General features: G+C 69.9%; 13 protein-coding genes. 3 read left to right on the forward strand and 10 right to left on the reverse strand.

Features of this window, described 5'->3' with window-relative positions:
• Positions 1 to 23: 23 nt before the first annotated feature.
• The 3 genes from ACFXOM_RS23070 to ACFXOM_RS23080 all read left to right on the forward strand — a co-directional run bounded on the left by ACFXOM_RS23070 (position 24) and on the right by ACFXOM_RS23080 (position 6,333).
• Entirely contained in the window at positions 24 to 4,646 is a 4,623-nt protein-coding gene (locus ACFXOM_RS23070; RefSeq protein ID WP_385039043.1) for an ATP-dependent helicase, read from the forward strand.
• A gap of 66 nt (positions 4,647 to 4,712) precedes the next feature.
• Positions 4,713 to 5,504 (forward strand): Fpg/Nei family DNA glycosylase, encoded by a 792-nt coding sequence (locus tag ACFXOM_RS23075; RefSeq protein WP_384938281.1) that lies wholly within the window; start codon positions 4,713 to 4,715, stop codon positions 5,502 to 5,504.
• 64 nt (positions 5,505 to 5,568) lie between these two features.
• On the forward strand, positions 5,569 to 6,333 hold the full coding sequence (locus ACFXOM_RS23080; RefSeq protein WP_384938279.1) for an SDR family NAD(P)-dependent oxidoreductase: 765 nt from the start codon (positions 5,569 to 5,571) through the stop codon (positions 6,331 to 6,333).
• On the opposite strand, the gene ACFXOM_RS23085 is transcribed toward ACFXOM_RS23080, so the two are convergent.
• The 10 genes from ACFXOM_RS23085 to ACFXOM_RS23130 all read right to left on the reverse strand — a co-directional run.
• Positions 6,281 to 6,535 carry a hypothetical protein gene (locus ACFXOM_RS23085; RefSeq protein WP_384938277.1) on the reverse strand — a complete coding sequence of 85 codons (255 nt, stop codon included), beginning with the start codon at positions 6,533 to 6,535 and terminating at the stop codon, positions 6,281 to 6,283. The two genes, ACFXOM_RS23080 and ACFXOM_RS23085, sit on opposite strands and share 53 nt — an antisense overlap.
• Positions 6,536 to 6,714: 179 nt before the next feature.
• On the reverse strand, positions 6,715 to 7,185 hold the full coding sequence (locus tag ACFXOM_RS23090) for a Dps family protein (protein ID WP_384938275.1): 471 nt from the start codon (positions 7,183 to 7,185) through the stop codon (positions 6,715 to 6,717).
• 121 nt (positions 7,186 to 7,306) lie between these two features.
• Positions 7,307 to 7,687, reverse strand: a complete 381-nt coding sequence (locus tag ACFXOM_RS23095; protein ID WP_017949992.1) for a helix-turn-helix domain-containing protein — start codon at positions 7,685 to 7,687, stop codon at positions 7,307 to 7,309.
• Positions 7,688 to 7,796: 109 nt separating this feature from the next.
• A complete protein-coding gene (locus ACFXOM_RS23100; RefSeq protein ID WP_384938273.1) occupies positions 7,797 to 8,306 on the reverse strand; it encodes a CinA family protein in 510 nt (169 codons plus the stop codon).
• On the reverse strand, positions 8,303 to 8,986 hold the full coding sequence (pgsA, locus tag ACFXOM_RS23105) for a CDP-diacylglycerol--glycerol-3-phosphate 3-phosphatidyltransferase (RefSeq protein ID WP_384938270.1): 684 nt from the start codon (positions 8,984 to 8,986) through the stop codon (positions 8,303 to 8,305). The genes ACFXOM_RS23100 and pgsA overlap by 4 nt, the downstream gene beginning before the upstream one ends.
• Positions 8,983 to 10,464 (reverse strand): 30S ribosomal protein S12 methylthiotransferase RimO, encoded by a 1,482-nt coding sequence (gene rimO / locus ACFXOM_RS23110; RefSeq protein WP_384938267.1) that lies wholly within the window; start codon positions 10,462 to 10,464, stop codon positions 8,983 to 8,985. Before rimO ends, pgsA begins: the two co-directional genes overlap by 4 nt.
• 83 nt (positions 10,465 to 10,547) lie before the next feature.
• Positions 10,548 to 11,390 carry a helix-turn-helix domain-containing protein gene (locus ACFXOM_RS23115; RefSeq protein ID WP_384938264.1) on the reverse strand — a complete coding sequence of 281 codons (843 nt, stop codon included), beginning with the start codon at positions 11,388 to 11,390 and terminating at the stop codon, positions 10,548 to 10,550.
• A 189-nt stretch (positions 11,391 to 11,579) separates the two neighbouring features.
• Complete coding sequence (locus tag ACFXOM_RS23120; RefSeq protein WP_384944225.1) at positions 11,580 to 14,303, reverse strand: DNA translocase FtsK; 2,724 nt, start codon at positions 14,301 to 14,303, stop codon at positions 11,580 to 11,582.
• A 122-nt stretch (positions 14,304 to 14,425) separates the two neighbouring features.
• Positions 14,426 to 15,106, reverse strand: coding sequence for a two-component system response regulator (locus ACFXOM_RS23125; protein WP_384938258.1), 681 nt, complete (start codon positions 15,104 to 15,106; stop codon positions 14,426 to 14,428).
• A gap of 306 nt (positions 15,107 to 15,412) precedes the next feature.
• Positions 15,413 to 19,645: HAMP domain-containing protein (locus tag ACFXOM_RS23130; RefSeq protein ID WP_384938255.1), on the reverse strand; the 4,233-nt coding region annotated here is incomplete at its 5' end.

A 19,645-nucleotide genomic window follows, 5' to 3' on the forward strand; every position in this document is an offset into this window, starting at 1 on the left:
GTGGGGCGGTGCACGATGGGGGCATGTCCGGGACGGCACTCGACTCCTTCTCCCCCGCGACCCGCAGCTGGTTCACGGGGGCGTTCAGCGCGCCCACTCCGGCCCAAGAAGGGGCCTGGCGGGCCATCGCCCACGGCTCCGACGTCCTGGTGGTCGCTCCGACGGGGTCGGGCAAGACCCTCGCCGCGTTCCTGGCCGCGCTCGACCGTCTCGCCTCAGCGCCTCCGCCGGCCGAAGCGAAGAAGCGCTGCCGGGTGCTCTACGTGTCCCCGCTCAAGGCGCTCGCCGTCGACGTGGAACGCAACCTGCGCAGTCCACTGACCGGAATCCGGCAGGAGTCGGTGCGACTGGGGCTGCCCGAACCCGAGGTCCGGGTGGGGATCAGGTCGGGCGACACCCCCGCGGCCGAGCGGAGGGCGCTGGCGAGCCGACCGCCGGACATCCTGATCACCACCCCGGAGTCGCTCTTCCTGATGCTGACGTCGTCGACGCGTGAAGCGCTGGCCGGTGTCGAGACGGTGATCCTCGACGAGGTCCACGCCGTGGCCGGCACCAAGCGCGGCGCGCACCTCGCCCTGTCGCTGGAGAGGCTGGACGAGCTCTTGCCGCGCCCCACGCGCCGGATCGGCCTGTCCGCCACGGTCCGGCCGGTGGACGAGGTGGCCCGCTTCCTGTCGCCGCGGCGCAAGGTGGATATCGTCCAGCCGCCCTCCGGCAAGGAGTTCGACCTGTCCGTCGTCGTCCCGGTCGAAGACCTCGGTGAGCTGGGCGGGTCGCCCGCTACCGAGCCGGACGCCGCGGGCGAGAAGCCTTCCATCTGGCCCCACGTGGAAGAGCGCATCGCCGACCTCGTCCAAGCCCACCGGTCGACGATCGTGTTCGCCAACTCACGTCGACTCGCCGAGCGGCTGTGCAACCGCCTCAACGAGATCGCATACGAGCGAGCCACCGGAGAGGCGCTGCCCGAGGGCGCACCACCTGCCGAGATCATGGCGCAGTCCGGTGCGGCCCAGGGTGCACCGGCCCTGCTCGCGAGGGCGCACCACGGCTCGGTCGCCAAGGAGCAGCGGGCCCTCGTCGAGGAGGACCTCAAGGCCGGCAGGCTGCCCGCCGTCGTGGCGACGTCCAGCCTGGAGCTGGGCATCGACATGGGGGCGGTGGACCTGGTCGTGCAGGTCGAGTCACCTCCGTCGGTGGCCTCGGGGCTGCAGCGCGTGGGCCGCGCGGGCCATCAGGTGGGCGCGGTCTCCACGGGGGTCGTCTTCCCCAAGTACCGCGGTGACCTGATCCAGTCGGCGGTGGTCACCGAGCGGATGCGCAGCGGTTCCATCGAGGCGCTGCGCATCCCCGCCAATCCGCTGGACGTGCTGGCCCAGCAGCTCGTCGCCATGGTGGCCCTGGACACCTGGCAGGTGGACGACCTGCTCGCGACGGTCCGGCGGGCCGCCCCATTCGCCTCGCTCCCCGAGTCGGCCTTCACCGCCGTGCTCGACATGCTCGCGGGCCGCTATCCGTCGGACGCCTTCGCGGAGCTGCGCCCCCGCGTGGTGTGGGACCGGATCGCGGGCACGGTCACCGGCCGCCCCGGCGCCCAGCGCCTGGCGGTCACCTCGGGGGGCACGATCCCGGACCGCGGGCTGTTCGGTGTCTTCCTGGCCGGTGCCGACCCGAAGAAGGGCGGTGGCCGGGTCGGCGAGCTGGACGAGGAGATGGTGTACGAGTCCCGCGTCGGAGACGTCTTCACCCTGGGCACCACGTCCTGGCGCATCGAGGACATCACCCGGGACCGGGTGCTCGTCTCCCCCGCGCCCGGAGTGCCGGGCCGGCTCCCGTTCTGGAAGGGGGACCAGCTGGGCCGACCGCTCGAACTGGGCCGTGCGGTGGGGGCGTTCCTCCGTGAGATCGGGTCGCTCGCCGACGAGGACGCCCGGCGGCGGTTGACCGCGGCCGGCCTCGACGCGTGGGCGGCCGACAATGTACTGGCGTACCTGGACGAGCAGCGCCGGTCCTGCGGACACGTGCCGGACGACCGCACGATCCTCGTCGAGCGGTTCCGAGACGAGCTAGGTGACTGGCGGGTGGTGGTCCACTCGCCGTTCGGCGCACAGGTGCACGCTCCGTGGGCGCTCGCCCTGGGTGCCCGCCTCGCTGAGCGCTACGGCATGGACGCGCAGGTCATGCATGCCGACGACGGCATCGTGCTGCGTCTGCCGGACGCCGATCTGATGGGGCTGGACCTGCTCGACGAGGATCCGGGGCACCTGGATGCGGCGTACGACAGCGAGCAGGCGCCGGTCGGCGCGGCCGACACGGTCTTCGACAAGGGCGAGGTCAGTCAGGTCGTCACCGACCAGGTGGGGGGCTCGGCCCTGTTCGCCTCGCGGTTCCGCGAGTGCGCGGCGCGAGCGCTCCTGCTGCCGCGCCGCAACCCCGGCAAGCGCACTCCGTTGTGGCAGCAGCGTCAGCGCGCGGCGCAGTTGCTCCAGGTGGCGAGCGACTTCGGATCGTTCCCCATCGTCCTCGAAGCCGTCCGGGAGTGTCTGCAGGACGTCTTCGACGTCCCGGGGTTGACGGAGCTGATGGGGGACATCGAGTCGCGCCGGGTCCGACTCGTCGAGGTCACCACGCCCGAGCCCTCCCCCTTCGCCCGTTCCCTCCTCTTCGGATACGTGGCGCAGTTCCTGTACGAGGGCGACTCCCCGCTGGCCGAGCGCCGTGCCGCGGCGCTGTCCCTGGACTCCAGGTTGCTGGCTGAGCTTCTCGGCCAGGCCGAGCTGCGCGAGCTGCTCGACGCGGACGTGCTCACCGAGCTGGAGCGCGAGCTCCAGTGGCTCACCGAGGACCGTCAGGTCAAGGACGCCGAAGGCGTCGCCGATCTACTGCGCGTCGTGGGCCCGCTCACGGACGCGGAGCTGGCCGAGCGGGGCACGGACCCGGCCTGGCCGGACGAGCTCGCCGCGTCCCGTCGCGCCATCCGCGTCCGCATCGGGGGCACCGATCACTGGGCGGCGGTCGAGGACTCCGGACGGCTGCGGGACGCTCTGGGCACGGCCTTGCCGGTGGGCGTCCCCGAGGCGTTCACGGAGCCCGTGAAAGATCCCCTGGGGGACCTCCTGGCGAGGTTCGCCCGCACCCACGGGCCGTTCACGTCGTCACTGGCCGCCGCACGCTTCGGCCTGGGTGCAGCGGTCACCGACGGGGCGCTGCAGCGGCTGGCCGCGGCCGGCCGGGTGGTGCAGGGCGAGTTCCATCCGTCCGGGATCGGCCAGGAGTGGTGCGACGCGGCCGTGCTGCGGCGGCTGCGCCGTCGCTCCCTCGCCGCACTGCGCCAGGAGCTGGAGCCGGTCCCGCCTGCCGCGCTCGCGACCTTCCTCCCCCAGTGGCAGCACCTGGGCGACAACGGTCTGCGCGGCATCGACGGGCTGTCGCGCGCCATCGAGCAGTTGCAGGGCGCCCCCGTGCCGGCATCCGCCTTGGAGAAGCTCGTCCTGCCGTCCCGGGTCACCGGATACTCACCGGCCCTGCTCGACGAGCTGACCACGACCGGTGAGGTGGTGTGGGCCGGTGCGGGTGCGCTCCCCGGCAAGGACGGATGGATCTCCCTCTACCTCGCCGATGCCGCCCCGCTGCTGCTCCCACAGCCGCACCCGCTGGAGCTGACGGCACTCCACGAGTCGGTGCTGCACGTCCTCTCGGGCGGGTACGGCCTGTTCTTCCGCCAGATCGCCGACCGGGTCCGTGCAACGACCCACCCCGACGCCTCCGATCCGCAGCTCGCCGACGCCTTGTGGGACCTGGCCTGGTCGGGGCGGCTCACCAACGACACACTGGCACCGCTGCGCTCGCTGCTCGGCTCGGGCCGCACGGCGGGGTCGACGGCGCACCGCGCCAAGCGTCCCGTTCCCCGCGGGCGCTACGGCTCCCTGTCCGTAGCCGCGCGCCCCGCGTCCCGCAGCGGCCCCCCGACCGTTTCCGGGCGCTGGTCCCTCCTTCCCCTCCACGAGCAGGACCCCACGCACCGCGCCCACGCCCTCGCCCGCACTCTGCTGGACCGCCATGGTGTGGTCACCCGCGGGGCGGTGGCTGCGGAGGGCGTGGAGGGCGGCTTCTCGGCGACGTACCGGATCCTGTCGGCCTTCGAGGACAGCGGCCAGGCACGGCGCGGGTACGTCGTCGAAGGGCTCGGCGCCGCCCAGTTCGCCATGGACGGTGCGGTGGACCGGCTGCGCGCGGCGGCGACGGCCCGCGATCGGGCCGAAGCGCAGGCGCGGCCCCGCGGCGTGGTCATGGCCGCCGCCGACCCGGCCAACGCCTACGGGGCGGCTCTTCCCTGGCCTGAGCCTCCGGCGGGCGCGGGGCACAAACCCGGCCGCAAGGCGGGTTCGCTCGTCGTCCTCGTCGACGGCGAGCTCACCCTCTACCTGGAGCGCGGCGGCAAGACGCTGCTGTCCTGGGTCGCCGATCCCGCTGCACCGGCGCTCCAGGTCGCGGCAGGGGCACTCGCCGACGCGACCCGCGCGGGGACGCTCGGCACGATCACGGTCGAGCGGATCAACGGCACCGCAGCCCTGACCTCCCCCCTGTCTCGGTCACTGGAGGAGTCGGGTTTCCACGCCACTCCGAGGGGCCTGCGGCTGCGTCCCTGAGTCCTCGATGCCGCGGGTGACGCGGCGCCGCAGCGCCCGTCCGCCCTCTCGCGCATCATGGATGCCATGCCCGAAGGAGACACCGTCTGGCTGACCGCCCGGAAGCTGCACGGCGCGCTCGCCGGACGAGTGCTCACCCGCGCCGATCTGAGGGTTCCCCGGTTCGCCACCTCAGATCTCACCGGTCGGGACGTCCTTGACGTCACGCCGCGGGGAAAGCACCTGCTCGCCCGGATCGAGGGCGGGCTGACCCTGCACTCGCACCTGCGTATGGACGGCTCCTGGCGGATCTTCGCGCCGGGAGAGCCCTGGCGCGGAGGACCGTCCCACCAGATCAGGGCGATCCTCGGCAACGCCGAGCACACGGCGGTCGGCTATCGCCTCCCGGTGTTGGAGCTCATCAGGACCCACGACGAGGAGCAGGTGGTGGGGCATCTCGGCCCTGATCTGCTCGGACCCGACTGGGATCCCGGCACCGCACGTGACAACCTGCTCGCCACCCCGGACCGTGCGTTGGGCGAGGCCCTGCTCGACCAGCGGAATCTGGCGGGCATCGGCAACGTCTACAAGTCGGAGCTCGTCTTCTTGGCGGGCGTGACGCCCTGGCTCCCGGTCGGCGAACTGCCTCCCGGTGTCGCCGACCGGCTGGTGGCGACGGCCCATCGGCTCCTGGAGGCGAACAAGGGTCGCTTCGACCGCCGCACCACACCGGGCGCGCGTCGTGCAGAGCAGCATCTGTTCGTGTACGGCCGAGAGGGACGGCCCTGCCTGCGCTGTGGTGCGCCGATCCGCAGGGCGGGCCAGGCCGATCGGGTGACTTACTGGTGCCCGGGCTGCCAGTCCGGCCCGACACCGTAGTCCGCTCTATCTTTCCCCCTCACACTAATTGACGCTCCGTCAGATGTGGTCGTACGGTCGCCGTATGCCCCTCGCGGCGTACGACCTCACCGGCCGCACCGCCTTCGTCACCGGTGCGGCGAGCGGCATCGGCCGCGCCACGGCCGTTCTGTTGGCCCGGGCCGGCGCCACCGTCCACTGCGCGGACGTGGCCCGGAAGGGCCTCGACGAGACCCACGAACTGGTCGTGGGCTCGGGCGGGACGGCACACATCCACCTGGTCGACGTGAGCGATCACGACCGACTGGACACGGCGGTCGCGGCGGCGGGCCGGCTCCACATCATGGCCGCGATCGCCGGCGTCATGCACTCCAGCACGGTGTTGGAGACCCGGGACGAGGACCTCGACCGGATTCTCGCGGTCAACTTCAAGGGAGTGCTGTACGCCTGCCAGGCCGCGGCCCGCTCCATGATCGGAGCGGGCGTCCACGGCTCGATCATCACCATGGCGTCCGGCGCCGTCGACGCCGCGAGCCCGGGGCTGCTCTGCTACAGCGCGGCGAAGGCCGCCGTCGTCCAGCTCACCAAGACCCTGGCCAACGAGGTCGGTTCACACGGCATCAGGGTCAACGCGGTTGCCCCCGGCTGGATCCGCACCCCCATGACCGACCGTCATGACCCCGCACGGCAGACGAAGGCGGAGGCCGCCATGGCCAGGCTGTCACCGCTCGGCCGGGTCGGCGAGCCCGCGGACGTCGCTCACGCGGTCCTCCATCTCGCCTCCGACGCGTCGTCGTTCACGACGGGTCAGATCCTCCGTCCGAACGGGGGCGTCGCGATGCCGTGGTAGCCGTGGTCGTTCCCCCAACCGCACCGGCATCCGCAGCCCGCGACGCAACATGCACCGGCAACAGGCTGAGCCCCCACCCGCCTGCTACCACTGCCCCCTCGACGAGCCCCGCATGCTCCGGCGCCAGCGCCAGTCGCAGTACGGCCCACCACCACAACGCGCCGAGCGCGAGCACCGGCAGCAGGACCCATCGCCTTGCCATGGCCGCCTCCTCCGGTCGACGCTAGACCGGACCGATCACTCGGCGGGAGGGCGCACCGGATGCACACCCGGCGCGCCGCCAGCGTATGCACCCGGCAGTTCCCGGGGACATGCACCGGCCCGTGCGCCCGCGCACACCACCGACCATCAGCGTCGGCGCTTCCCCGGCTGCAGCCACTCCTAGGCACTCTCCGCTTGGAACATCCAGGCGTGCTTCTCCAGGTCGGCGGTGAGTGCGATCAGGATGTCCTGACTCACGGGATCCGGCTCGGCCGTGACCGCGATGCGCTCCCGCATCTTGCCGATCACCGCGCCGAGCGCCTTCACCATGGCGCTCACCACGTCAGCGTCCTGGATCCAGCCGTCCTGGACCTTCCCCACGGCACTCGACGACGCGACGGTCGCCGCCCTGCCGTCGGGCGAGACACCGATCGCCGAAGCTCGTTCCGCCACGGTGTCGGAGTGCTGGCGCGCCGTGGCGACGACCTCGTCCAGCTGGAGGTGGACGGAGCGGAAGCGAGGACCTACCACGTTCCAGTGCACCTGCTTGGCGACCAGTGCCAAGTCGACCAGGTCCACCAGCGCCCCCTGGAGCGCCTCTCCGGTGATCTTGCGGCCCTCGTCAGACAGCGGGCTCTTCACCACAGACATCGTGACCTCCGTTCCGATGACACCGCTTCCCACCATGGCATACATGGAGCAAAACGGTCACACGAGAGAAAAAGTGAAGCCCCGACCGGGTACCCACCCGACCGGGGCTCACACGTCGAGATCACGCAGCGACGACATCCACCGCTTCCGCGGGTGCCTTGATGGTCACCCGTTCCGTCGGCACACCTGCCACCGACGTCACGGAGACCGAGTTCAGCGGGCGTACCGGTGCGGACACCGGCTCGCTCGCCGCTGCCGACTCGGCCAGCTCGGCCAGCGACAGCTCGTCGCTCACTTCGCGCATGAGCTCGGACATCCGTACGTCCAGCGCGTCGCAGATCGCGGAGAGCAGCTCGGAGGAAGCCTCCTTCTGCCCCCGCTCCACCTCGGAGAGATAGCCGAGCGAGACTCGGGCGGACGAGGAGACTTCGCGCAGAGTACGGCCCTGGCGCTGGCGCTGCCGACGCAGCACGTCACCCAGCAGGCGACGGAGCAGAATCATCGGTGGCTCCCTCCTCGGACCGCGTAGCCGCATCCTTCACGCCCCACCGTACCGCCTCGCGCTGCGGCCGTGCGGGGAGCGATGTCGTGTTCACTCAGGGCTGCAAACATCAAATCCCCCCGTTCTGTTCCGTATCCTGTGCCCGCTCATTCCCCGAGAGTTCGCCGGCGAGTAGTGCCAGCACGCTCCGTACGCTCTCTCTACGGATTTCCTCACGGTTGCCGTTCAATCGCAGGGCGTCGACTTTGTGGCTCCCGCCGGGCCCCGCGACCGCCACGAAAACGGTACCCACGGGCTGCCCGTCCTGCGGCTCCGGACCGGCGACCCCCGTCGTCGCGATGCCCCAGCCCGCGCCCAGTCGGGCCCTGACTCCCACCGCCATCTGCGCGGCCACCTCCGCGTCGACCGCGCCCCGCTGGGCCAGAAGGGTCTCGTCGACCCCGAGGAGGTCCCGCTTCACGGACGTGGCGTACGCGGTCACGGACCCGCGGAAACACTGCGAGGCACCAGGAACGGAGGTCAGCTCCGCGGCAACGAGACCACCCGTCAGTGACTCCGCCACGGCCAGGGTCTCGCCACGCTGCACGAGCAGCGCCAGCACGGCCGACGCACCCCTCACCGCGATGTCTCCGCGGTGTCCGGCGCCCCGGCGTGCTTCTCTGCGAGGCCCTTGCGTCGCAGCACCACCGCCTGGCGCACGTAGTCCAGCCCGGTGACCACCGTGAGCAGGACGGCCACGGCCATCACCCACCAGCGAAGCGTGGCCAGGGGACCGGTCAGCACGAGGACGTACATCCCGACCGCCGTGCCCTGGGCGAGGGTCTTCATCTTGCCCCCTCGGCTGGCGGGGATCACGCCCCAGCGGATCACCCAGAAGCGCATCAAGGTGACGCCGAGCTCGCGGAAGAGGATCACGCCCGTCACCCACCAGGGAAGATCCCCCAGGGCCGAGAGACAGATCAACCCAGCCGCCATGATCGCCTTGTCGGCGATCGGGTCAGCGATCTTTCCGAAGTCGGTGACCAGGTTGTACGTCCGCGCGAGATGGCCGTCGAAGATGTCGGTGATCATGGCGACGGCGAAGGCCGCCCACGCCCAGGCGCGCCATACGGGGTCGTAGCCGCCGTCCATGAGCAGCAGCACCACGAAGCCGGGCACGAGGACGAGACGCACCATCGTGAGGATGTTCGCGATGTTCCACAGGCTGGCCTGGTTGACGGCGGCAGCACCCAGCTTGCCGCCGGGCGCCGGCGGCCTTCCCGCGCCGCCACCCGCGGCTGAGGCGGGGACGCCGCTCATCTGCCCGCCTCCTCACGACACTCGGTGGCGACGTCGGCCACCAGGTCGACGCCCTCCGTACCCACCACCTTGGCCTCGACGATGCGACCGGCCTCCAGACCGTCGGACGAGGTGAAGATCACCTGGCCGTCGGTCTCCGGTGCCTGGTGCGCAGCACGACCCACGGCGCCTTCCTCGCCGTCCACGGACTCGACCAGAACGTGCAGGGTCTCTCCGAGCCGCTCCTCCGCACGCTGGGCGGTCAGCTCCTCGGCGAGCCTGGACAAGTGCGCGAGACGCTGGTCGACCACGTCCTGGTCCAGCTTTCCGTCGTAGCCGGCCGCCTCGGTGCCCTCCTCGTCGGAGTAGCCGAAGACGCCGATGGCGTCGAGCCTCGCATCGGTGAGGAAGCGCTCCAGCTCGGCGAAGTCCGCTTCGGTCTCGCCAGGGAAGCCGACGATGAAGTTGGAGCGCACGCCGGCCTCGGGGGCCTTGGCGCGGATGGTCTCCAGGAGGTCGAGGAACCGCTCGGTGTCGCCGAAGCGCCGCATCGACCGCAGCACGGACGGCGCGCTGTGCTGGAAGGAGAGGTCGAAGTACGGGGCGACCTTCTCCGTCGACGTCAGGACGTCGATCAGGCCGGGTCGCATCTCGGCGGGCTGCAGGTAGCTGACGCGTACGCGTTCGACGCCGTCGACCGCCGCGAGCTCCGGAAGCAGGGTCTCCAGCAGCCGGATGTCGCCCAGGTCCTTGCCGTACGAGGTGTTGTTCTCGGAGACCAGCATGATCTCCTTGACACCCTGCTCGGCGAGCCAGCGCGCCTCTCCCAGCACATCGCTCGGCCGCCGTGAGATGAACGAACCGCGGAAGGACGGGATGGCACAGAACGAGCAGCGCCGGTCACAGCCGGAGGCGAGCTTCACCGAGGCGACCGGGCTGGTGTCGAGCCGGCGGCGCAGCGGGGCGCGCGGCCCGGAAGCCGGCGCGAGGCCGTCGGGGAGGTCGTCCGGAACGTTCTCGGGCTCCTGGGCGTGGCCGGGCAGCGCCACCGTCGCCCCGGAGTCCTGGCGCTCCGCGGGGCTGATCGGCAGCAGCTTGCGCCGGTCGCGGGGCGTGTGCGATGCGTGGATCCCGCCCGTCAGGATCGTCTGGAGCCGGTCGGAGATGTCGGCGTAGTCGTCGAAGCCCAGGACGCCGTCCGCCTCGGGGAGGGCATCGGCGAGCTCCTTGCCGTACCGCTCGGCCATACAACCGACCGCGACGACGGCCTGGGTTCTGCCGTGGTCCTTGAGGTCGTTGGCTTCGAGCAGGGCATCGACGGAGTCCTTCTTCGCGGCCTCCACGAACCCACAGGTGTTGACGACCGCGACATCCGCATCGGCGGCTTCCTCGACGAGCTCCCAGCCGTCCGCTGCCAAGCGGCCTGCGAGCTCCTCCGAGTCCACCTCGTTACGGGCGCAGCCAAGAGTGACAAGGGCGACGGTACGGCGTTCGGGCATGGGCTCAAGACTACTTCGTCCCGGCCCACGCCCGATCCGCGAGGGTGACGCCGCCGCTGCAGGCAGAACGCACCGGTGCCCGGTCAGCCAGCTTCGGGGTCACCCTTCGAATAGGACAGTCGTTCGACCTGACCGTCCTCGAACTTGTCCTCGAGCTTCTTCCCGTTCACGAACAGCTCGATCGCTCCGGCATTGCCCAGGATCAGGTCGACCCGCTCGTCGTCCTGGAAGGTCTTGGACTGCCCCTTGAGCAGCAGCCCGTCGAAGAGCAGCTTGCCGTTGGCGGACTTGGCCGAGATCCAGCTCTTGTCGTCGACGGCGGACAGCTTCACCGTCACCTTGTCCTGGGGCACGGCGGCGATCGCGCTGTCGGAGGGTTCGGGCTTGGGCGGGGCCGGCTTGGTCGCGGGGGGTTTCGCACTGGGCTTGTCGGGCGCCGCCCCCTCGGCCACCTTCTTGGTACTGGCGCCGTCGTCCGCACCGCTGAAGAGCGTGAACCCGACGAATCCGATCACGGCGACGATGGCCGCGACCATCGCGGCCGTCCAGTTCGGCCGCCTGGGTTCAGGGCGGATACGTTCCGCCTCGAAGAGCGGGGCCGCAGGCGTGGGCGCCGGACGCCCGCCGTGCTCCGCGTCGTACTGCTCGACGAGCGGCTCGGGATCCAGTCCCACCGCACGTGCGAGCGTTCTGATGTGCCCGCGCGCGTAGACGTCGCCGCCACAGCGCGAGAAGTCGTCCTGCTCGATCGCCTGCACGATGGGAACGCGCACACGGGTGGAGGCACTGACCTCGTCGATGGTCAGCCCTGCGTCACTTCGAGCCTGCTGGAGGGAACGACCGATCGAAGGCGGATCGCCATCGAACACAGATCGGTCGTTTTCGATCGAAGGCCGGTCATCTTCGGGGGAGTTGCCGATGGACACGGGTGCGCCTTTCGAGCGTGTACACCTGCTGGAGGTTCAGTCTAGGGGTGGTACGAAAGAGTGGGGCAACCGGACGGATGCCATTTGTACGCCATCAGCATGGCCGAAGGGCGTGGGGGCTGGACAAGGAGGTTCTACCCCTCCCTCCAACTTGACGCCTGACCAAGGGAAACGGTTGCCTCGTTTTCCCTACGGATGAGCCTCCCCGCGTATCACGGCGAGCACTCCATCCAGCTCGTCGGGTTTCACCAGGACGTCCCGGGCCTTGGAGCCCTCGCTGGGCCCCACGATGTTCCTCGACTCCATGAGGTCCATCAGGCGGCCGGCCTTCGCGAAGCCGACGCGCAGCTTCCGCTGGAGCATCGACGTCGAACCGAACTGCGTGGAGACCACGAGCTCGGCCGCCTGGCACAGCAGGTCCAGATCGTCGCCGATGTCCTCGTCGATCTCCTTCTTCTGCTTCGTCCCGACGACCACGTCGTCGCGGAACACCGGAGCCATCTGCTCCTTGCAGTGCCTCACGACGGCCGCGACCTCGTCCTCCGTCACGAAGGCGCCCTGCATCCGGGTCGGCTTGCCGGCCCCCATGGGCAGGAAGAGACCGTCGCCCTTGCCGATCAGCTTCTCGGCACCCGGCTGGTCGAGGATGACCCGGCTGTCGGCGAGCGACGACGTGGCGAACGCGAGACGCGAGGGCACGTTCGCCTTGATGAGTCCCGTGACCACGTCCACGGAGGGCCGCTGGGTGGCCAGCACCAGGTGGATGCCCGCCGCGCGCGCCAGCTGCGTGATCCGGACGATGGCGTCCTCGACGTCCCGGGGTGCGACCATCATCAGGTCCGCGAGCTCGTCCACGATGACCAGCAGGTACGGGTACGGCTGGAGCTCGCGTTCGCTGCCCTCGGGCGGGGTGACCTTGCCGCTGCGCACGGCCTGGTTGAAGTCGTCGATGTGCCGGTACCCGTACGCCGCGAGGTCGTCATAGCGGAGGTCCATCTCGCGGACGACCCATTGCAGCGCCTCGGCGGCACGCTTCGGATTGGTGATGATGGGCGTGATCAGGTGCGGGATGCCTTCGTACGCGGTCAGCTCGACCCGTTTGGGGTCGACGAGCACCATCCGCACCTCCTCCGGCGTCGCCCTGATCATCACCGAGGTGATCAGGCAGTTGATGCACGAGGACTTTCCGGAGCCGGTGGCTCCCGCGACCAGGATGTGCGGCATCTTCGCCAGGTTGGCCATGACGTAGCCGCCCTCGACGTCCTTGCCGAGTGCCACCAGCATGGGGTGGTCGTCCTCCGCCGCATCGGCGAGCCGGAGCACGTCGCCGAGGTTGACCATCTCGCGGTCGGTGTTGGGGATCTCGATGCCCACGGCGGACTTCCCGGGGATCGGCGAGATGATCCGTACGTCGGGGCTGGCCACCGCGTAGGCGATGTTCTTGGTCAGGGCGGTGATCCGCTCGACCTTCACGGCCGGGCCGAGCTCGACCTCGTAGCGCGTGACCGTCGGCCCCCGTGTGAAGCCGGTGACGGCGGCGTCCACCTTGAACTCGGCGAACACGTTCGTCAGCGAGGCGACGATGGCGTCATTCGCCGCACTGCGGGTCTTGCCGGGTCCGCCCCGCTCCAGCAGGTCCAGTGGGGGCAGCGCGTAGGTGATGTCCCCCGACAACTGGAGCTGCTCGGCACGCGGAGGGAGTGGCTGTGCATCGTCGGGTACGGGCTTGGTCAGATCGGGTACGGGACTCGACGCCTCACGGGCCGGCTGCTCGGTCCTGGCGCTCGGCACGGGACCGACGACGCGCTCCCGATCCACCGAGAGGTCCCGGGTCAGGTCGGCGACGATCGGCGAGGGCGGCATTCCGTTGAGTACGGCTCCGTCCAGGGCGGCCGCCGCGGCCGCCGCCACGTCGACCGGGTCCACGGGACGGTCGCCGGTCCGCGCGGAGGACCTGCCCGGGCGGCGCCGGGTGAGCGCCTCCTCCTCGGCCAGGTCGGCGTCGTAGGCCTCCGCCTTCCGGGCCGCCGGTCCACGGCGGCGCGTCGGCCTGGCCGGCGGTGCCTCCCGCCAGTCGTCGCCGTACCCCTCGTCTGCCTCGCCGTCGACCGCCCCGTAGGGCGGGTCGACGATCCCCAGCCGAACACCGAGCCCGCGCAACCGCCTCGGGATGGCGTTGACCGGCGTGGCGGTGACGACGAGCAGCCCGAAGACGGTGAGCAGCAACAGCAGCGGTACGGCCAGGACCTCGCCCATCATGAAGACCAGCGGCTTGGACGCGACCCAGCCGATGAGCCCGCCTGCGTCCTGCATCGCCTCGGAGCCTTCGCCGCGCCCCGGTGAACCGCACGCGATGTGGACCTGTCCGAGCACCCCGACGACGAGGGCCGACAGCCCGATCACGATGCGCCCGTTGGCCTCGGGCTTCTCGGGATAGAGGATCAGGCGCACGGCGACCGCCGCGAGCAGTATCGGCACCAGGAGGTCGAGCCGGCCGAACGCACCGGTCACCAGCATTTCGACGAGATCGCCGACCGGGCCGCGCAGGTTGGACCAGGTTCCGGCGGCGACGATCAGCGCGAGGGCGAGCAGGAGGAGCGCCAGCCCGTCCTTGCGGTGGGCCGGATCGAGCCCCTTGGCGCCGCGCCCTATGCCACGGAACATCGCTCCGACGGCGTGCGCGAGCCCCAGCCAGACGACGCGCGCGAGCCGGTACACGCCCCCCGTGGGATTGGGCGCGGGCTTGGGAGCGGCCTTCTTCCTGGCAGTGGTCTTCTTCGCGGGCGCCGCCTTCTTCGCGGCCTGCTTCCGGGCGGGCGCCGCCTTCTTCGCGGCACCCGTCGTACGGCCGGCACGCGGCTTCGCGGCGCCCGCCGTGCCCTGGGAACCCTTGCCGGACGTACGTGAGGACATGGTGCTGAGATTACCGGTGTGAACGGCAGCGGACACGTGTGCCCACGGCTTCACCCTTTCGTGTCACCCGTGCGGCGCCGCGAAACTGACGCATGCTCAGCTGGACGACCCGAACCGCCGCCCTAGTTCTGCGACGGCAGCGAGGGCGCGCCCGTGCCGGTGCCCGGCTCCAGGGCGTCCAGAGCCCTGCGCAGACCGGTGAGCTTCCGCTCGAGATGGGCCGCGGTGGCGACGGCCGCGGCGTCCGCGGATTCGTCGTCGAGCTGCTTGGAAAGCGCCTCGGCCTGCTCCTCAACTGCCGCGAGTCGCGCGGACAGTTCGGCCAGGAGGCCGGCCGGCTCCCCGGCGTCCGCCGTGTCGTGACCGCCGCCCTCCAACTGCAGCCGGAGCAGCGCGGCCTGCTCGCGCAGCTGGCAGTTCTTCATGTACAGCTCGACGAAGACGGAGACCTTCGCGCGGAGCACCCAGGGGTCGAACGGCTTGGAGATGTAGTCCACGGCACCCGCGGCGTATCCACGGAAGGTGTGGTGCGGGCCGTGGTTGATCGCCGTCAGGAAGATGATGGGGATGTCGCGGGTCCGTTCACGCCGCTTGATGTGCGCGGCGGTCTCGAATCCGTCCATTCCTGGCATCTGGACGTCCAGCAGGATGACCGCAAAATCGTCCGTCAGTAGCGCTTTGAGCGCTTCCTCCCCTGACGATGCCCGCACCAGCGTCTGATCGAGCGCAGAGAGAATGGCCTCCAGCGCCAACAGATTCTCCGGCCGGTCATCGACCAGGAGGATCTTGGCCTTCTGCACCATGCCTCGCCCTCCTCGCCCCGGCTTGGGGTCCACCCAGCTCGAAAAGCCGGCAGAGCCACCGGGCGCCGCCCCAGGGGACGACTCCCTTGCGCCGCCCGTCCTTGTGCCGGTCATGGTAGCCGCACCCCGCCCGTCGCCACACCCTGTCACCGCGATGTCACTGTGCACGTACCAGAAACGCAGTGCGAGACCAGAAGGTTCCCCGGATCCCGCCGCCTCACACTCGTTCGGCGACAGCCGGTCAGCGCGTCGAGGGAATACGCACGGTCCGCAATCAGACCGTGACGTGCCGACCGGCTGTCGTCGTCACTTTCCGCGCATCCACTGCTCCATGACCGTAAGGAGATGATCAGGGTCGACCGGCTTGGTCACGTAGTCCGACGCGCCGGAGTCGATGGCCTTCTCCCGGTCGCCCTTCATCGCCTTCGCGGTGAGCGCGATGATCGGCAACCCGGCGAACTGCGGCATCCTGCGGATCGCCGTCGTGGTGGCGTAGCCGTCCATCTCGGGCATCATGATGTCCATCAGTACGACCGTCACATCATCATGCTGCTCGAGGACTTCGATGCCCTCACGACCGTTCTCCGCGTACAGCACGGAGAGTCCGTGCTGTTCGAGCACGCTCGTCAACGCGAAGACGTTGCGGATGTCGTCGTCCACGATGAGCACCTTCTCGCTGTGGAACTCGAAGGTGCGCCGGGGCTCGTGCGAGGACTCGTGCGCCTGCTGCGCCGCCCACGGATCCTGTGCGGCGACTCCCGGCGATCCGGGTGACTGCCCCGGGAGGGCCGGACCGAGGTCCGCGGCACCCAGGGCCTTGCGACGACGACGGAAGAGCGTCCCCTGGCCGTTCTGCGTGTCCACCGGCGCCGACGACACCGCCGAAGCGTGCGGGCCCCCCTCCACGGCTGCGGCGTCGTCCCGCGCGGTGAGGGCCGCCTCGGCCCCTGGGACGAGCGGCGGGAAGCCCTGCGGCGGCAGCTCACTGGGGTGCAGCGGAAGGTAGAGGGTGAAGGTGGAACCGCGCCCCGGCTCGCTCGCCGCGTGGATCTCACCGCCGAGCAAGCGGGCGATCTCCCGGCTGATCGACAGACCGAGCCCCGTGCCCCCGTACTTGCGGCTGGTCGTGCCGTCGGCCTGCTTGAACGCTTCGAAGATCACCCGCATCTTGCTGGCCGCGATGCCGATGCCGGTGTCGGTCACCGAGAAGGCGATCAGGTTGCCGTCCGCCTCGCGCAGCGACCCGGCCTCCAGGAGCTGCTCGCGGATCGACTGCGGCACGTCGCCGCCCGCCGGCCGGATGACCAGCTCCACGGCCCCCGTGTCGGTGAACTTCACCGCGTTCGACAGGAGGTTGCGCAGCACCTGCAGCAGACGCTGCTCGTCGGTGTGCAGCGTGGCCGGCAGCTCCGGCGACACCCGCACCGAGAAGTCGAGCCCCTTCTCCGCGGTCAGCGGCCGGAACGTCGCCTCCACGTAGTCGACGAGCTGCACCAGGGCGATGCGGGTGGGGCTGACGTCCATCTTCCCCGCCTCGACCTTCGACAGGTCGAGGATGTCGTTGATGAGCTGGAGCAGGTCGGAACCCGCACCGTGGATCGTCTCGGCGAATTCGACCTGCTTCGGCGTCAGGTTGCTGTCCGCGTTGTCCGCGAGCAGCTTGGCCAGGATCAGCAGCGAGTTCAGCGGCGTCCTCAGCTCGTGCGACATGTTCGCCAGGAACTCGGACTTGTAGCGCATGGAGACCGCGAGCTGCTCCGCCCGCTCCTCCAGCACCTGCCTCGCTTCCTCGATCTCGGTGTTCTTCACCTCGATGTCGCGGTTCTGCTGGGCCAACAGCTCCGCCTTCTCCTCCAGCTCCGCGTTGGAGGACTGGAGCGCCTTCTGCCGGTTCTCCAGCTCCGCGGAGCGCTCACGGAGCTGCTCGGTGAGCTCCTGCGACTGCTTCAGCAGCACCTCGGTCTTGGTGTTGACGCTGATGGTGTTGACGCTGGTCGCGATCATCTCTGCGATCTGGTTGAGGAAGTCCCGCTGGATCTGCGTGAACGGCTGGAACGACGCCAGTTCGATCACCCCGAGGACCTTGCCTTCGAAGAGCACCGGCAGCACGATCACGTACGCAGGAGCGGCCTCGCCGAGCCCGGACGAGATCTTCAGGTATCCCGGCGGAACATTGACCTGGATGGTCCGCTTCTCCTCCGCCGCCGTCCCGATCAACGTCTCCCCGGGCCGGAACGACGTGGGCATCAGGCCGGCGGAGTAGCCGTAACTGCCGCGCATCACCAGCTCGTACGAGCCGTCGCCTCCGGAGCCGAGCTCCCCGCCGCCCGTGGGCATCGCCAGGAAGAACGCGCCGTGCTGCGCCGACACGACCGGCGTCAGCTCGCTCATGATCAGCGACGCGACGTCGTCCAGGTCCCGCCGGCCCTGCATCAGGCCAGAGATTCGGGCCAGGTTGCCCTTCAGCCAGTCCTGCTCCTCGTTGGCGATGGTCGTGTCGCGCAGATTGGCGATCATCGTGTTGATGTTGTCCTGCAGGACCTGGATCTCACCCGCCGCGTCCACGTCGATCTTGAGGTTGAGGTCGCCCCGGGTGACCGCCGTGGCCACGGCCGCGATCGCACGTACCTGCCGGGTCAGGTTCCCGGCCATCTCGTTCACGGACTCGGTCAGGTCGCGCCAGGTGCCGTCGACGTCGCGGACCCTCGCCTGGCCGCCGAGCATGCCGTCCGTACCCACCTCACGGGCCACCCGCGTCACCTCGACGGCGAACGACGACAGCTGGTCGACCATCGTGTTGATGGTGTCCTTCAGGTCCTGGATCTCACCCCGCGCGTCGATGTCGATCTTCTTCGTGAGATCGCCCTTGGCGATGGCGGTGGTGACCGTCGCGATCTGCCGGACCTGCCCCGTCAGGTTGGACGCCATCGAGTTCACGGACTCGGTGAGGTCCTTCCACGTCCCTGAGACGCCGGGGACCCTGGCCTGACCGCCGAGGATGCCCTCCGTGCCCACCTCACGGGCCACCCGGGTCACCTCGTCGGCGAAGGACGAGAGCGTCGTCACCATCGTGTTGACCGTGTCGGCCAGCTCCGCGACCTCACCTCGTGCCTCGACCGTCACCTTCTTCGTCAGGTCACCGTTGGCCACCGCAGACGACACGCGCGAGATGTTGCGCACCTGACTCGTCAGGTTGTTCGCCATGGTGTTGACGTTGTCGCTGAGGTCCTTCCAGATGCCGGTGACGCCCCGGACCCTGGCCTGACCGCCGAGGATGCCCTCCGTGCCCACCTCACGGGCCACCCGGGTCACCTCGTCGGCGAAGTTCGACAGCTGGTCCACCATCGTGTTGACGGTCGTGACCAGATCGAGGATCTCGCCCTTGGCGTCGACGGTGATCTTCTTCGAGAGATCGCCCTTGGCGACCGCAGTCGTCACCTCGGCGATGTTGCGCACCTGCGAGGTCAGGTTGTTCGCCATGAAGTTGACGGACTGGGTGAGGTCCTTCCAGGTACCGGAGACGCCCTGCACCTCTGCCTGACCGCCCAGGATCCCCTCCGTACCCACCTCACGGGCCACCCGGGTCACCTGCTCCGCGAAGTTCGACAGCTGGTCCACCATCGTGTTGAGGGTGTTCTTCAGCTCCAGGATCTCACCGCGCGCATCCACGTCGATCTTCTGCGACAGGTCACCCCGCGCCACCGCCGTGGCAACTTGCGCGATGTTGCGCACCTGGGCGGTGAGGTTCCCCGCCATGCCGTTGACGGAGTCCGTCAGGTCGCGCCACACCCCCGCGACGCCCGGCACCTGGGCCTGACCGCCGAGCCGGCCGTCCGTGCCCACCTCGCGGGCCACCCGGGTCACCTGCTCCGCGAACGCGGACAGCTGGTCGACCATCGTGTTGATGGTGTTCTTCAGCTCCAGGATCTCACCGCGCGCATCCACGTCGATCTTCTGCGACAGGTCACCCCGCGCCACCGCCGTCGTCACCTGCGCGATCTGACGCACCTGCGAGGTCAGGTTCCCCGCCATGAAGTTGACGGAGTCGGTGAGCTCCTTCCAGGTACCGGAAACGCCGTCGACCCGCGCCTGACCGCCGAGTCGACCTTCGGTGCCCACGTCCCGGGCCATCCTCGTCACCTGGTCGGCGAAGGACGAGAGCTGCGCCACCATCGTGTTGACGGTGTTCTTCAGCTCCAGCATCTCGCCGGCCACGTCCACCGTGACCTTCTGCGACAGGTCACCGTTCGCCACCGCCGTCGTCACCTGCGCGATGTCACGCACCTGGCCGGTGAGGTTGCGGAACGCCGTGTTCACCGAGTCCGTCAGGTCCTTCCACGTCCCCGCCGCGCCCGGAACCTCCGCCTGACCGCCGAGCCGGCCCTCGACACCGACCTCGCGGGCGACGCGGGTGACCTCGGAACCGAAGGACTGCAGCTGGTCGACCATCGTGTTGACGGTGTTCTTCAGCTCCAGCATCTCGCCGGCCACGTCCACCGTGACCTTCTGCGACAGGTCACCGTTCGCCACCGCCGTCGT

Source organism: Streptomyces sp. NPDC059169 (genome assembly GCF_042755225.1).
In the GTDB taxonomy this organism is placed as follows: Bacteria; Actinomycetota; Actinomycetes; order Streptomycetales; family Streptomycetaceae; genus Streptomyces.

Bases quoted from the DNA above. Each gene is read 5' to 3' on its own strand.
- ACFXOM_RS23085 (WP_384938277.1), bottom strand. From the start codon at position 6,535: ATGGCAAGGCGATGGGTCCTGCTGCCGGTGCTCGCGCTCGGCGCGTTG.
- ACFXOM_RS23075 (WP_384938281.1), top strand. From the start codon at position 4,713: ATGCCCGAAGGAGACACCGTCTGGCTGACCGCCCGGAAGCTGCACGGC.
- rimO (WP_384938267.1), bottom strand. From the start codon at position 10,464: ATGCCCGAACGCCGTACCGTCGCCCTTGTCACTCTTGGCTGCGCCCGT.
- ACFXOM_RS23125 (WP_384938258.1), bottom strand. From the start codon at position 15,106: ATGGTGCAGAAGGCCAAGATCCTCCTGGTCGATGACCGGCCGGAGAAT.
- ACFXOM_RS23080 (WP_384938279.1), top strand. From the start codon at position 5,569: ATGCCCCTCGCGGCGTACGACCTCACCGGCCGCACCGCCTTCGTCACC.
- ACFXOM_RS23070 (WP_385039043.1), top strand. From the start codon at position 24: ATGTCCGGGACGGCACTCGACTCCTTCTCCCCCGCGACCCGCAGCTGG.
- pgsA (WP_384938270.1), bottom strand. From the start codon at position 8,986: ATGAGCGGCGTCCCCGCCTCAGCCGCGGGTGGCGGCGCGGGAAGGCCG.
- ACFXOM_RS23090 (WP_384938275.1), bottom strand. From the start codon at position 7,185: ATGTCTGTGGTGAAGAGCCCGCTGTCTGACGAGGGCCGCAAGATCACC.
- ACFXOM_RS23095 (WP_017949992.1), bottom strand. From the start codon at position 7,687: ATGATTCTGCTCCGTCGCCTGCTGGGTGACGTGCTGCGTCGGCAGCGC.
- ACFXOM_RS23120 (WP_384944225.1), bottom strand. From the start codon at position 14,303: ATGTCCTCACGTACGTCCGGCAAGGGTTCCCAGGGCACGGCGGGCGCC.